Genomic DNA, 12,858 nt, shown 5'->3' with positions numbered 1-12,858 from the left:
TCGCTTCGATTGGGCAGCCAGAGCTACCAGTCGATTTTATTGGTTAAGCACTGCCTTCTCCGGATTCGGCGGGAATGCCGGGTCGGTCTTCTGGCCGCGCAGCAGCTGTTCGGCATAGATCAGCTGCAGATCGTCCTTCGGATCCGGCGGCACATAGGCAGCCGAGCCCGAACCGGTATCGCTCTCGTCGGCGCCCTTGATGTGGCCCTTGAGGTCAGATTCACCGCGGGTCAGGTCCCTGCCCTGCAGTTCGGGCGGCAGCGGCTGGTCGACCTTGATGTCGGGCGTGATGCCCTTGCCCTGGATCGACTTGCCGGACGGCGTGTAATAGAGCGCCGTCGTCAGGCGCAGCGCGCCGTTCTCGCCAAGCGGGATGATGGTCTGCACCGAGCCCTTGCCGAACGACTGCGTGCCGACCACTGTGGCGCGGCGCAGGTCCTGAAGCGCGCCGGCGACGATCTCGGAGGCGCTGGCCGAACCGCCATTGACGAGCACGATCAGCGGCTTGGCGCCGATGTCGTCGCCTGCCTTGGCGTCGAAGCGTGTGACGTCCTTCGGGTCGCGGCCGCGGGTCGAGACGATCTCGCCACGGTCGAGGAAGGCGTCGGACACGCTCACCGCCTGGTCGAGCAGGCCGCCCGGGTTGAGCCTGAGATCGAGCACATAGCCCTTGAGCTTGTCGTTCGGCACCTGCTTCTTGATGGTGTCGATGGCATTCTCGAGGTCGTCATAGGTCTTTTCGGTGAAGGAGGTGATCTTCATGTAGCCGATGTCGTTCTCGACCCGGAACTTGACCGCCTTGACCTTGATGATATCGCGCACCACCGTCAGCTCGATCGGCTTGTCGGCGCCTTGGCGCAGGATGGTCAGCTTGATCGGCGTGTTGACCAGGCCGCGCATCTTTTCGACTGCATCGTTGAGCGTCAGGCCGCGAACCTCTTGGCCGTCGATCTTGGCGATATAGTCGCCGGCCAGCACGCCTGCCTTGGCAGCCGGGGTGTCGTCGATAGGCGTGATCACCTTGACCAGGTCGTTCTCCATGGTGACCTCGATGCCGAGGCCGCCGAACTCACCCTTGGTCTGCACGCGCATGTCCTGCGCCTGCTCGGCATTCATGTAGGAGGAGTGCGGGTCGAGCGAGGTGAGCATGCCGTTGATGGCGTTTTCGACCAGCGACTTGTCGTCCGGCGGCGTCACATACTGCGCCCGCACGCGCTCGAAGATGTCGCCGAAGATCGCCAGTTGCTTGTAGGTCTCGGAGCCTGCAGCGTTCGCCGTCGAGCCGGGGGCGCCATAGACCAGGCTCATCGCTGACGCGCCCATCAGCGCACCGGCAATAAGAAGCGACAGTTTCCGCATCATTTCACGTCCTTCCAGAGAAGCGGTCCGCCCACCATGGGGTCGGATCGACGGGTTTTCCATCCTTGCGGAACTCGACATAGAGTTCCGGCGTGGCATTTCCATTCTTCGAGGCCGAGGTGCTTGCCACCCGGGCCTCTCCCATCGCGCCGACCGGCTCTCCTGCGAGCACCGACTGGCCAGACGCGACGCTGATTCTGCTCATCCCCGCCAGGACGACATGATAGCCGTCTCCCGCATTGAGGATCAAGAGTTGACCATAGGAGCGAAAAGGCCCCGCATAAAGCACATTTCCGTCCGCCGGTGCCGTGACGATGGCTCCCGATTGTGTCGCAACCATGTCGCCAAGCATCACCGCGCCGTTACCGTCATCGGCCCCGAAACGCAGCTTGATCTTGCCGGTGACCGGCAGCGAGACTTGTCCCTGAAGTGCCGAAAACGGCGCGGCGGCGGTGAGGCGGTTGCCTTCCGGCACGGGCAGCGAAGCCAGCTCCGTCGACGCGGTTGTGCCTGCATCGGCGTTATCGGCGTCCGGCTTATCGCTGTCGGCCGCTTTCTGTTCGCCTGCCTTGACGGCATCCGCCGCCTTGCGGCTCTTGTCGGCTTCAAGCGAAGCGATCAGCTCTTTCAGGCTGCCGGCCTTGGCCGCAAGCGCCTGGGACCGCTGCTTTTCAGCGGCCATCGCCGTCCAGGTGTCCGCCTCGAGCTTCTGCTTGGCTTCGAGCAGCATGGAGAGGCGTTTCTTTTCCGCCGTCTGCTCGCCGACCGCCGCTGTCAGCCGCGTCCGCTCGGCCTCGATCGAGGCCGTCACCCGGGTCTGTTCCCTGAGGTCGGCCAGCAATTTGTCGGTCTGCTGGCGCAGTTCCGGCACCACTGCGCCGAGCAGGATGGCGCTGCGCACCGACGACAGTGCGTCTTCCGGCTTGACCAGGATCGCCGGCGGCGGATTGAGCCCCATGCGCTGCAGCGCCCCCAGCACCTCGGCCAGCACGTCGCGCCGCGCCGCCAGCGAGACACGGATCTTCTGTTCCTCGCCCTTCAGTCCTTCGAGCCTGGCGCCGATATCCTCGATGTCCTGGCCGAGCTTCTGCTCGGTCATCGCCGACTGGATAAGCGCCGCGGTGATCGAGGCATGGTCCTTCTTGACCGAAGCAATGTCGGCGGCGAGCTTGGCCAGCCGTTCGGACGACAGCGTGATCTCGGCCGACACCTTCTCATATTCGGCACGGCTCAGATCGGGGTCGGGCGCCACGTCCAGCGTATTTTCGGCCCGCGCAAGCCCGAGCGACAGCAAAACCACTGCTGCAGCGATGCCGCAGCGCGCGTGCCGGAAGCCCGTTCGTGATTTCCCGTTGTCAGCCATTGAAGCCCGACTCTATGCGTGGCTTCGTTAACGAACCATCAACCATGATCGAACCGAAGCCTAGCACAAAACAGCCGCGCATTGGGGCGGAAATCCGGACGATTGATCCTCGACCCACTGATTTACGAACGGTGGTAGGGATGTCCCGAAAGAATCGTTGCCGCCCGATAGAGCTGCTCGCCCAGCATGACGCGCACCAGTTGGTGCGGCCAGGTCGCCGCGCCGAACGAGACTATCAGCTCAGCCTGATCGCGAATCGACTGGTCGTGCCCGTCGGCGCCGCCAATGGCGATGACCAACGCCTTGCGTCCGCCATCGCGCAGCTGGCCGATACGGCTGGCGAAATCGTCTGAGGACAGGTTTTTGCCGCGTTCGTCGAGCAGGAACAGCGCCGTGCCCGGCTGCAGCTGTGCCTGCAGCTTCTGGCCTTCCTCGCGGCGGCGCTCATTGGCGTTCTGGGCTCGTCCCTCGGCGATCTCGGCGACACCAGAGAATTCGAACCCGATCGCCGGGCCGCTCTTGGCGAAACGCTCGAAATAGCGGTCGGCGAGTTCTCTCTCGGGGCCGGCCTTCATCCGGCCCACGGCATGAACTGCTATCTTCATCCCTGCCTCGGCGAGCTTTCAATCCATGTCGCACCCAGGATGGTTACGACATGAGACGGAGCTCAGTGCAAGGTCTCTTCCTCGAGGTCCGGCGCCTGCCACATCTTTTCAAGATTGTAGAATTCGCGGACTTCTGGGCGGAAGACATGGACGATGATGTCGCCTGAATCGATCAGGACCCAGTCGGCGCCGGACAGCCCCTCGACGCGCGCCGTGCCGAGACCGGCATCCTTGAGCGCCTTGAGGAGGTGGTCGGCGACAGCCGAGACATGACGGTGCGACCGGCCCGACGCGATGACCATATAGTCGCCGAGGCTCGATTTCCGCTGAATGTCGATTGAGACAATATTTTCGGCCTTGGAGTCTTCCAGACTGGCAAGGACTGTCTTGATGGCACGGGACACGGCGTCATCTACGCTGATCCTGGCCGGCGAAGGCATGATGTCAGCCTTCTTCCGCAATGCTGTTCTCAGTGTATTTCCTTTCGCAGCAAGAACAACCAAATCACCCACGAAATCAGGTGACACCCTATAGATAGGCAGAGTTCCCTTGCAGTTTCAAGACGGGAGGCCCTGCCAGCGCGAACGCAGTGCACGACTTCCGGTTCCGGAGCCTTGAGAAAAATCGGAACCCATGGCCGCGGCAGGGGTTATCGACACACCCCCAAACGGATTTTCCTGATGCCAATCGACCCCCAGAACACGCTGCTCACCGTGCAGGCTGGCCTTGCGCAACTCAGCACGCTGATCGTTTCCTATTCCTTCTCCGCCATCGGCGCCATCATCCTGCTGGTCGTCGGCTATCTCGTCGCCGGGCTCGCAGAACGATCGATCTCAGCCGGCCTCGGCCATATCCATGGTTTCGACGCGACGCTGCGCCATTTCTTCTCGAAGATCGTGCGCTACGCCATCCTGATCCTGGTCATCATCATGGTGCTCGGCCAGTTCGGCGTTCAGACGGCCTCGATCATCGCCGCCATCGGCGCCATCGGGCTGGCAATCGGCCTGGCGCTGCAAGGCACGCTGCAGAACATCGCCGCAGGCATCATGCTTCTGGCGCTCAGGCCATTCCGCATCGGCGAATATGTCGAGGTCGGCGCCATTTCCGGCACCGTCGAGGAAATCGGCCTGTTCGCCACCAAGCTCCGCACGACAGACGGCGTCTATGTGCTGGCGCCCAATTCGACGCTGTGGAACCAGCCGGTGCGCAATTTTACCCGTAATGGTGTGCGCCGCGGCGATATCACGCTGAGCATCGGCTCCTGGAACGACATCGACCTGGCGCAGAAAACCATGCTGGGCGTTGCCGGCAGCGAGCGCCGCGTCAAGCGAGAGCCGGCGCCGATCGCCTTCGTCGCCACGGTGGGCGATGCCAGCGTCGCCATCACCTTGCGCTACTGGACCACGGCGGCGGATTTCTTCGCCACCCAGATCGATCTCACCAAACGCGTCAAGCAGGCGTTCGACGCCGAGGCCATTTCGGTTCCCGCACCTCCGCCGGAGGCCCGACAGGAAACTGCCGCCACCAGGCAGTAGGAGCTGTGAAACCGTTCAGCGCTGATCTTCCGGGGCGTAGGCGAGCTCCACCGGCAATGGCGCCTGCGCCGACATCGGCGCGAAACTGCCGGTCGCCGTGGCGGGAACGGCCTGCGTCGTCGCCACTCGCCACAGCACGAACAGGCAGAACACGGTGGCGATGATGATCGCCACATAGATGAAGGCCTGCGTTCCATAGACGGCCGACAGGGCCGTCACGATACCTGGCACGATGAAACCCGACAGCGACCAGGCAAACAGCAGCGAACTCGACAGCGCCACCATGTCGTCCTTGCCGGCGCGATCGGCGGCATGCGCGCTGGCCAGCGAATAGATCGATTCCGAAGCGCCGTCCCAGATCACATAGATCACCACCAGCACCGCCAGAGCGCCACCGTCAAAGCCGATAGCCATAATACCGGCAACGATGGCCAGTGCCGCAGCGCCGGCCAGCACGTAACGGCGATCGGTACGGTCGGAAATCCAGCCGAGCGGTATCTGCAGGATCAGCGTGCCGACGGGCATGGCCGACAAAAGCAGCGCCACATCGGCCTGGCTGTAGCCTTTGGCCGTGGCATGGATCGGTGCGAACCCGGCGATCGCCATCGACAGGCCGCCGACGGCCAGCATGCCGGCCACGCCGACCGGCGAGATCCGCCAGGCGCGGCCAAGCGCCACGGAGGCTGCGCGAGGTGGCGGCGGTTGAGCCAACCGCGTCATGCCGACCGGCAGGATCGACACCGCGGTGAAGGCAATGCCGATCAGCGGCGCCTGCGCCGTCGCGATGTCGACCGCCGCCAGCAGGGCATAGCCGACGCCAAGTCCGGCGACATAGGCGACGTAAAACACCGCCATCACCCGGCCGCGAATGGCGTTTGCGACGGCATCGTTGAGCCAGCTCTGGGCGACGATGAACAGGCCGCATATTGCAAAACCGTAAAGCGCGCGCGCCGCGATCCACAGCAGCGGGTAGGTGCCGGCGCCAATGGCAGCATTCGACAGCGCTATCAGCGCCGACAGCACCATGAAGGCGCGGGCGTGCCCGACGCGGCGCACCAGCGGCCCGGTCAGGATACAGCCGGCAAGTCCGCCGGCGGAAAGGCCGGTGATGATCAGCCCGGCCCAGGTCGGATCGAAGCGCTCGACCCCAAGCCGGACCGGGATATAGGCGAACATCAACCCGTTGCCGACCGCGATCAGCGCCATCGACACGATTACGCTGGCAATGGCGATCACGGGCGCCGGCGGGGCGCCATGATTGGGGTCGATGTCGGTCTGGTTCACTGAATTGGCCATATCCAGCGCAGCATCGCCCAGCCAATCGCGAAAGGCCGCCGTAAAAGCGACATCGGCGATCTGGTCTTACGGAGTTACCCCTTGGCTTGCTGGCGAATAGCACTCGATGACAGCGACGAGCGTGGGCCGTGGATGAAGGTCCAGGCCGGCGCCTTCATGCGCGCGAGCCGGGGCGCGTCACCCTCGTCGACGCGGGCATAGTCGAACGTCTTGGCCACGACCGAGGACAGGAAGGACAGCGTCGCGCCCGGGCGGTCGATGACCGCGATGGGGAAGGTCATGACGATCTGGCGCCAGCGCTGCCAACGGTGGAAATCGCGGAGTGAGTCGGCGCCCATGATCCAGACGAAGTCGACGCCGGGATTGCGTGCCTTGACCAGCGCCAGCGTGTCGGCGGTGAAGCGAATATGATGCGCCGCCTCGAAGGCGGTGACCTTGATCTTCGGGTTCTTGGCGACCTGCTCCGACTGGAGCAGCCGGTCGCTCAGCGGCGCCAATTCCCTGGTGCTCTTCAGCGGATTGCCAGGCGTCACTATCCACCATAGCTGGTCGAGCGCCAGCCGCCTGAGCGCAATTTCCGCCACCAGCGCATGGCCGGCATGCGGCGGGTTGAACGATCCGCCGAACAGGCCGACGGCGAGGCCTTTCTCGGCATGCGGCATACGGAGGTAGTGCGAGGGGATGGCGGGCTGAAGGGACGACAGCATGGTGCTAGGCACCCCCTCTGCCCTACAGGGCATCTCCCCCGCAAGGGGGAGATCAGCAGCTTCGGCAAAGGCACTTTTCTTGCAACGTTAGTGATTGGCGAAAGCGGAAGAAAAAGCTGATCTCCCCCTTGCGGGGGAGATGTCCGGCAGGACAGAGGGGGGTGTCTGGGCTCAATGCCTCAAGCCCTGACGCGAATGATTCAAGGCCTCACCTGTCCCGACCCGCGCACGCGGTATTTGAACGAGGTCAGCTGTTCGACGCCGACCGGACCGCGCGCATGCATCTTGCCGGTGGCGATGCCGATCTCGGCTCCCATGCCGAATTCGCCGCCATCTGCGAACTGCGTCGAGGCATTGTGCAAAAGGATCGCCGAGTCGATCTCGTTGAAGAACCGCTCGACCGCTTTGGTATCCTCGGCGATGATCGCCTCTGTGTGGTGTGAGGAGAACGTCTCGATATGGTCGATGGCACCGGCAATTCCGTCTACCAGCTTTACCGCGATGATGGCCTCGAGATATTCGGTCACCCAGTCGGCATCGGTCGCCGGCTTGGCGTCGAAGAACAGCTTCATCACTTCCTGATCGGCATGGATCTCGCAGCCGGCGGCGCGTAGCGCGTCGAGGATCGGCACCAGATGCGTGGAGGCCACCGCGCGGTCGACCAGCAAAGTCTCTGCAGCGCCACAGACACCGGTGCGCCGCATCTTGGCGTTGACGGCGATCCTGACCGCCATGTCGAGATCGGCCGAGCGGTCGATGTAGAGATGGCAGATGCCTTCAAGATGGGCAAAGACCGGCACCCGCGCCTCGCTCTGGACGCGCCCGACCAGGCTTTTGCCGCCGCGCGGAATGATGACGTCGAGATTGCCGCCAAGCCCTTTCAGCATTTCGCCGACGGCGGCGCGGTCGGTGGTCGGCACCAGCTGAATGGCGTCTTCCGGCAGGCCGGCGGCCTTCAGCCCCTCGACCAGGCAGGCATGAATGGCGGCGGACGAATTGAGCGAGTCCGAGCCGCCACGCAGGATTACCGGATTGCCGGCCTTGAGGCAGAGCGCACCGGCATCCGCCGTCACATTCGGCCGGCTTTCATAAATGACGCCCACAACGCCGAGCGGCGTGCGCACGCGCTCGATCTGCAGGCCGTTGGGGCGATCCCAGGCGGCAATCACATCGCCGACCGGGTCCCTGAGCTCGGCGATTTCACGGATGCCATCCGCCATGGCACGGGTGCCCGCCGGATCGAGCTTCAGCCGGTCCATGAACGAGCCGGACAGTCCGGATTCGTGTCCGTTAGAGACATCGATGGCGTTGGCGTCGAGAATCTCCTGCTGGCGCGCGATGATCGCGTCGGCCATGGCGAGAAGCGCGGCATTCTTGGCGGCGGCGGTCGCAATGGCCAACGGTCGGGCGGCCGCGCGGGCGCGGCGGCCGATACCGGCCATCAGCGCGACGGTGTCATCCCCGGATTGTTCATGCAGTTTCAGCATGGCTCATCCTCCGCTTACCTCGCCCCGGCCCATAGCTGGCCGGCAGGCCGTATCTGGTCACCCGGATCGCTCACCACCAGATCGTCCCTGTGGATCATCGCCGAGCGCGCCTCGTAGCCGAGCACGGTTTCGATCTCGGCGGTCTTCAGGCCTGCGATCCTTACGGCATCGGCGGCATCGTAGGCAACAAGCCCGCGCGCGATCTCGCGGCCCTCGGGCGACAGGATCGCCACCGTGTCGCCACGCGAGAAATTGCCGCTGACCAGCCTGACGCCGGCCGGCAGCAAAGATTTGCCGGACAGCAGCGCACCGATGGCGCCGGCATCGACGGTGAGCCGCCCCGCCGGTTCGAGCTGGCCGGCGATCCAGCTCTTGTAGCCCTTCACCGGATTGGCGCTCGGCCTGAAGAAGGTGGCGCGCTCGCCACGCTCGATCGCCATCAGCGGCGACAGCCTGGTGCCCGAGGTGATGATCATGGCGGTGCCGGCGGCGGTGGCGATCTTGCCCGCGTCGAGCTTGGTGCGCATGCCGCCGCGCGACAGTTCGGAAGCGGCCGCCCCCGCCATCGCTTCGATATCGGGTGTAATGCGGTCGACCACCGGAATGAATTTCGCAGCGGGATCGCGCGCCGGCGGCGCCGTGTAGAGCCCGTCAATGTCGGAGAGCAGCACAAGCAGGTCGGCGCCCATCATCGTCGCCACCCGGGCCGCCAGCCGGTCATTGTCGCCATAGCGGATTTCGGAGGTCGCCACCGTGTCGTTCTCATTGATGACCGGCACCGCCTTCATCTTGAGCAGCGTCGAGATCGTCGCGCGGGCATTCAGATAGCGGCGGCGCTCTTCGGTGTCGCCCAGCGTCAGCAGGATCTGGCCCGATTTCAGCGAACCCTTGCCCAGCGCATCCGACCACGCGCCGGCCAGCGCGATCTGGCCGACGGCCGCAGCCGCCTGGCTTTCTTCCAGCTTCAGCGCCCGTTTGCCGAGACCGAGAATGGTGCGGCCGAGCGCAATGGCGCCGGAGGACACGACCAGGATCTCGGCGCCACCATTGGCCAGCACCGCAATATCCTCGGCAAGCGAGGCAAGCCAGTCGCGCTTCAGGCCGCTGGTGCGGTCGACCAGCAAGGCCGAACCGATCTTGACCGTGATGCGCCGGTATTTTGTCAGCGACTGCGCCGTCATCGCTATCGGTCCCAGCGGGTCTCGACGGGAGCGGCAGCCCTGTCGCGCGCTTCGCCGACAACCGCCATCAGCGCGCGCAGCACCGCTTCGACGCCCTCGCCGGTGGCCGCCGACAGCAGCATCGGCGCGCGGCCGGCAGCGCGTTTGAGCGACGCAACCTTCTTCTTGCGCTCATCGGCATCGAGGATATCGACCTGGCTGAGCGCCACGATCTCGACCTTCTCGATCAGCCCATTGCCATAGGCGTCGAGCTCGGCGCGCACGGTCTTGTAGGCTTTGCCCGGATTTTCCTCCTGCGCCGAAACCAGATGCAGAAGCACACGCGTGCGCTCGACATGGCCGAGGAACCGGTCGCCGATGCCGACACCCTCATGCGCGCCCTCGATGAGGCCCGGAATGTCGGCGATGACGAATTCGCGCGCATCGATGCGGGCAACGCCGAGACCTGGATGCAGCGTGGTGAAGGGGTAGTCGGCGATCTTTGGCTTGGCTGCGGTGACGGTTGCCAGAAAAGTCGACTTGCCGGCATTGGGCAGCCCGACCAGGCCGGCGTCGGCAATCAGCTTCAGCCGCAGCCAGACATTCATCTCTTCGCCGGGCTGGCCCGGATTGGCGCGGCGAGGCGCCTGGTTGGTCGAGGTCTTGAAATGCTGGTTGCCGAAACCGCCATTGCCGCCCTTGGCCAGCAGGAAGCGCTGGCCGACCACGGTCAGGTCGCAGATCAGCGTCTCATTGTCCTCGGCAAACACCTGGGTTCCGGCCGGCACCTTGAGCGTCACATCGGCGCCCTTGGCGCCGGTCATGTTGCGGCCCATGCCGTGGACACCGGTCTTGGCCTTGAAGTGCTGCTGGTACCGATAGTCGATCAGCGTGTTCAGCCCATTGACCGCTTCCAGCCAGACATCGCCGCCGCGGCCACCGTCGCCGCCATCCGGGCCGCCGAACTCGATGAATTTTTCGCGCCGGAACGACACAGAGCCGGCGCCACCGTCGCCGGAGCGGATATAAACCTTGGCTTGATCGAGAAATTTCATTGGACTACGCAGTTTCTGTTGGCCTTGCGGCTTTGCTTTAGATCTTGCGCCTTGCTCTAAACCAAGGCGCGGCCAAGGGCGAGGCCGTTTTGCGACTAAAGCGCCGGATGCCCTTTTGTCGGGGACGCGGTAGCAGTGTCGCGTACGGAGCTTGAGGGGCGCGGGAATGAAGGTTGTAAGCTACAACATCCAGTACGGTATCGGTCTGGATGGCCGCTACGATCTCGGCCGCATCACCGAGGCGGTTCGCGGCGCCGACGTGATCGCGCTGCAGGAAGTGACCCGCAACAATCCGAGGAACGGCAACCGCGACATGGTGGCCGAGATCGGCGAGGCGCTGCCCGAATATTTTGCCGCCTACGGCAGCAATTTCGAGGTCAATGTCGGCTCGCGCCTGGAGGCCGGCCGCGCCATCACCACCACTTTCCAGCTCGGCAACATGGTGCTGTCGAAGACACCGATCCATCTGTCGCGCAATCTGCTTTTGCCACGCAGCCGCAGCCTTGAGGCGATGAACTTCCAGCGCGGCGCACTCGAGGCGCTGGTCGAGACCCCGCTCGGCTTCATCCGCTTCTATTCCACGCATCTCGACCATCGCAGTCCGGTTGAACGCGCCAACCAGATCCGGTTCCTGCGCCAGCGCCTGTTGAACTATGCCTTCGAGGGCGGCGGCCTCTCCGGCATTCCCGAGATCGGCCTGCCGGACCTGCCCTATCCCGAAGCCTTCATCGTCATGGGCGACTTCAACATGCTGCCCGGCTCGCCCGAATATGTCGAACTCGTCGGCCGCCCGGACCATGAATTCGGTATGCCGCTGACCGCCGATCTCGCCGTCGACGTCGCCCAGCGCCTGAACACACCAGACGTCGTCACCTGGGTCGATCCCACGCGACCCGAAGACACAAGCCGCCACAAGCGCATAGACTACATCTTTACCTCGGCCTCGCTCGCCGGATCGCTGAAGCGCCTGTGGGTCGACCGTCAAGCGGTCGGTTCGGACCATCTCCCGATTTGGGTCGAGATGGGCTGAGTTGAGTCCGATCCACAACCAACGTTGCCAAACCAGTCGTTTGGAGGCACGCGCCTAGGTGTGTTGAGATTCAGGTCAGGCCGAGCCGAAAACACTGGTTTTCGAGAACCGGAGCGGAGCGTACTTAAGTACGTGCACCGGAAGCGCATAAACCCGCATTTGCAGGCCGGCCTCACCTGAATATCAAAACACCTAAAAATGCACCCAATTGCGCAGGCTGATCCAGGTCTTTCTGTCCAGCCGGTACCGCTCGACCGGCACCTGGCCGGCGACGATCGAGTTCAGCATGCCCTGGCCGGCATACTGGAAGCCGCATTTGTGGATGACCCGGCGCGAGGCCGGATTGATCACCCGCGTCGAAGCCTGCAGCACCTGGATCGACGTCCGTTGGAAGGCGAGGTCGACCAACGCGTGCGCGGCCTCCGTCGCATAGCCGCGCTTCCAATAGGGCTCGCCGATCCAGTAGCCGAGTTCCAGCCCGCGATCGGTCATGTTGAGGCCGGCGCAGCCGACGAAAATGTCGGTGCCGGCCAGCGTCAGGGCGTAGGCGATGCCGGCCCGGCGCGACCTGGTCATGGCCAGGAAGGCGCGTGCCTCGGCCTCGCCATAGGGGTGCGGCATGCGGGCCAGCATCTCGGCGACGTGACGGTTGTCGGCAAGCTCGACCAGTTGCGCGATGTCGGCTTCACACGGGGCGCGCATCACCAGCCGCTCCGTGGCCAGCACCGGGCAATCTATCGCGTAACTTTCGTCTTCGGTGTCTTCCGCTTCGGCAACCATTCGACGTCCTCCAGGCAAGAAAAAAGGGGAGATGGAAAACCCATCTCCCCTGATCCTTTTCCTGGCTCCATTCACTGGTTTGGCCAGACACCGGTTCCCGAGATGGGCGCCGGTTTTATAGTGCGGAACCGGCTACTCCGCGGCTTTGGTAATCGGGTTGACCGATACGTAGGTTCGGCCGTTGGCTTTTTTGTTGAAGGTGACTGCGCCGGTCTCGAGCGCAAAAAGGGTGTGGTCCGTGCCCATGCCGACATTGACGCCGGGATGCCAGGTGGTGCCGCGTTGACGGATGATGATGTTGCCCGGGATGACGGCTTCGCCGCCGAACTTCTTCACGCCCAGACGCTTGGAATGCGAGTCGCGACCGTTGCGCGACGAGCCGCCAGCTTTCTTGTGTGCCATCTAACTAACTCCGATGCGCCCTGGGGCGCTTGAATGGTCTTATGAACGCGTTCGCGTTCCGTTTCAAGTCCGATCCGGC

Annotated in this window: 13 protein-coding genes; 2 read left to right on the top strand and 11 right to left on the bottom strand. The window is 64.0% G+C overall.

The features are described from left to right. Window positions 1-36: 36 nt before the first annotated feature. From NLY33_RS07545 to rsfS, 4 genes are all read right to left on the bottom strand, one after another. On the bottom strand, window positions 37-1,362 hold the full coding sequence (locus NLY33_RS07545; protein WP_023668701.1) for a S41 family peptidase: 1,326 nt from the start codon (window positions 1,360-1,362) through the stop codon (window positions 37-39). A gap of 1 nt (window position 1,363) precedes the next feature. After that, window positions 1,364-2,722, bottom strand: coding sequence for a murein hydrolase activator EnvC family protein (locus NLY33_RS07540; RefSeq protein ID WP_023668700.1), 1,359 nt, complete (start codon window positions 2,720-2,722; stop codon window positions 1,364-1,366). 122 nt (window positions 2,723-2,844) lie between these two features. Further along, on the bottom strand, window positions 2,845-3,327 hold the full coding sequence (gene rlmH / locus NLY33_RS07535; protein WP_023684125.1) for a 23S rRNA (pseudouridine(1915)-N(3))-methyltransferase RlmH: 483 nt from the start codon (window positions 3,325-3,327) through the stop codon (window positions 2,845-2,847). A 62-nt stretch (window positions 3,328-3,389) separates the two neighbouring features. After that, entirely contained in the window at window positions 3,390-3,767 is a 378-nt protein-coding gene (rsfS, locus tag NLY33_RS07530) for a ribosome silencing factor (protein WP_023668698.1), read from the bottom strand. A 240-nt stretch (window positions 3,768-4,007) separates the two neighbouring features. Between rsfS and NLY33_RS07525 the strand changes: the two genes are divergently transcribed. Further along, window positions 4,008-4,862: a mechanosensitive ion channel family protein gene (locus NLY33_RS07525; RefSeq protein WP_286439560.1), complete on the top strand. Its 855-nt coding sequence runs from the start codon at window positions 4,008-4,010 to the stop codon at window positions 4,860-4,862. 15 nt (window positions 4,863-4,877) lie between these two features. Here NLY33_RS07525 and NLY33_RS07520 read toward each other — a convergent pair whose 3' ends face one another. The 5 genes from NLY33_RS07520 to obgE all read right to left on the bottom strand — a co-directional run bounded on the left by NLY33_RS07520 (window position 4,878) and on the right by obgE (window position 10,567). Continuing rightward, window positions 4,878-6,146: an MFS transporter gene (locus NLY33_RS07520; RefSeq protein WP_488473618.1), complete on the bottom strand. Its 1,269-nt coding sequence runs from the start codon at window positions 6,144-6,146 to the stop codon at window positions 4,878-4,880. A gap of 86 nt (window positions 6,147-6,232) precedes the next feature. Further along, the gene (locus NLY33_RS07515; protein ID WP_023688904.1) at window positions 6,233-6,865 is read right to left on the bottom strand and encodes a nicotinate-nucleotide adenylyltransferase; all 633 of its coding nucleotides are present in this window, start codon (window positions 6,863-6,865) and stop codon (window positions 6,233-6,235) included. Window positions 6,866-7,065: 200 nt separating this feature from the next. Further along, a complete protein-coding gene (locus NLY33_RS07510; protein WP_023704928.1) occupies window positions 7,066-8,352 on the bottom strand; it encodes a glutamate-5-semialdehyde dehydrogenase in 1,287 nt (428 codons plus the stop codon). A gap of 14 nt (window positions 8,353-8,366) precedes the next feature. Next, window positions 8,367-9,533 carry a glutamate 5-kinase gene (gene proB, locus NLY33_RS07505; RefSeq protein WP_023704929.1) on the bottom strand — a complete coding sequence of 389 codons (1,167 nt, stop codon included), beginning with the start codon at window positions 9,531-9,533 and terminating at the stop codon, window positions 8,367-8,369. A gap of 2 nt (window positions 9,534-9,535) precedes the next feature. After that, window positions 9,536-10,567: a GTPase ObgE gene (obgE, locus tag NLY33_RS07500; protein ID WP_023668691.1), complete on the bottom strand. Its 1,032-nt coding sequence runs from the start codon at window positions 10,565-10,567 to the stop codon at window positions 9,536-9,538. Window positions 10,568-10,733: 166 nt separating this feature from the next. Between obgE and NLY33_RS07495 the strand changes: the two genes are divergently transcribed. Then, window positions 10,734-11,597: an endonuclease/exonuclease/phosphatase family protein gene (locus NLY33_RS07495; protein ID WP_023704930.1), complete on the top strand. Its 864-nt coding sequence runs from the start codon at window positions 10,734-10,736 to the stop codon at window positions 11,595-11,597. 192 nt (window positions 11,598-11,789) lie between these two features. Here the strand turns inward: NLY33_RS07495 and NLY33_RS07490 are convergent, their stop codons facing one another. Continuing rightward, entirely contained in the window at window positions 11,790-12,377 is a 588-nt protein-coding gene (locus NLY33_RS07490; protein ID WP_023688901.1) for a GNAT family N-acetyltransferase, read from the bottom strand. A gap of 132 nt (window positions 12,378-12,509) precedes the next feature. Next, a complete protein-coding gene (gene rpmA, locus NLY33_RS07485; RefSeq protein WP_015315190.1) occupies window positions 12,510-12,779 on the bottom strand; it encodes a 50S ribosomal protein L27 in 270 nt (89 codons plus the stop codon). Between the last annotated feature and the right edge of the window lie 79 nt (window positions 12,780-12,858).

The sequence above is a fragment of the Mesorhizobium sp. C432A genome, from assembly GCF_030323145.1.
Lineage (GTDB): Bacteria > Pseudomonadota > Alphaproteobacteria > Rhizobiales > Rhizobiaceae > Mesorhizobium.
Note: the sequence above shows the minus strand (reverse complement) of the source record. Positions and strands in the feature narration are given on the sequence as shown.

Coding starts and splice junctions, on each gene's coding strand:
- NLY33_RS07525 (WP_286439560.1), top strand. CDS start 4,008: ATGCCAATCGACCCCCAGAACACGCTGCTCACCGTGCAGGCTGGCCTT.
- NLY33_RS07490 (WP_023688901.1), bottom strand. CDS start 12,377: ATGGTTGCCGAAGCGGAAGACACCGAAGACGAAAGTTACGCGATAGAT.
- proB (WP_023704929.1), bottom strand. CDS start 9,533: ATGACGGCGCAGTCGCTGACAAAATACCGGCGCATCACGGTCAAGATC.
- NLY33_RS07495 (WP_023704930.1), top strand. CDS start 10,734: ATGAAGGTTGTAAGCTACAACATCCAGTACGGTATCGGTCTGGATGGC.
- obgE (WP_023668691.1), bottom strand. CDS start 10,567: ATGAAATTTCTCGATCAAGCCAAGGTTTATATCCGCTCCGGCGACGGT.
- NLY33_RS07545 (WP_023668701.1), bottom strand. CDS start 1,362: ATGATGCGGAAACTGTCGCTTCTTATTGCCGGTGCGCTGATGGGCGCG.
- NLY33_RS07540 (WP_023668700.1), bottom strand. CDS start 2,722: ATGGCTGACAACGGGAAATCACGAACGGGCTTCCGGCACGCGCGCTGC.
- NLY33_RS07510 (WP_023704928.1), bottom strand. CDS start 8,352: ATGCTGAAACTGCATGAACAATCCGGGGATGACACCGTCGCGCTGATG.
- rpmA (WP_015315190.1), bottom strand. CDS start 12,779: ATGGCACACAAGAAAGCTGGCGGCTCGTCGCGCAACGGTCGCGACTCG.
- rlmH (WP_023684125.1), bottom strand. CDS start 3,327: ATGAAGATAGCAGTTCATGCCGTGGGCCGGATGAAGGCCGGCCCCGAG.
- NLY33_RS07515 (WP_023688904.1), bottom strand. CDS start 6,865: ATGCTGTCGTCCCTTCAGCCCGCCATCCCCTCGCACTACCTCCGTATG.
- rsfS (WP_023668698.1), bottom strand. CDS start 3,767: ATGCCTTCGCCGGCCAGGATCAGCGTAGATGACGCCGTGTCCCGTGCC.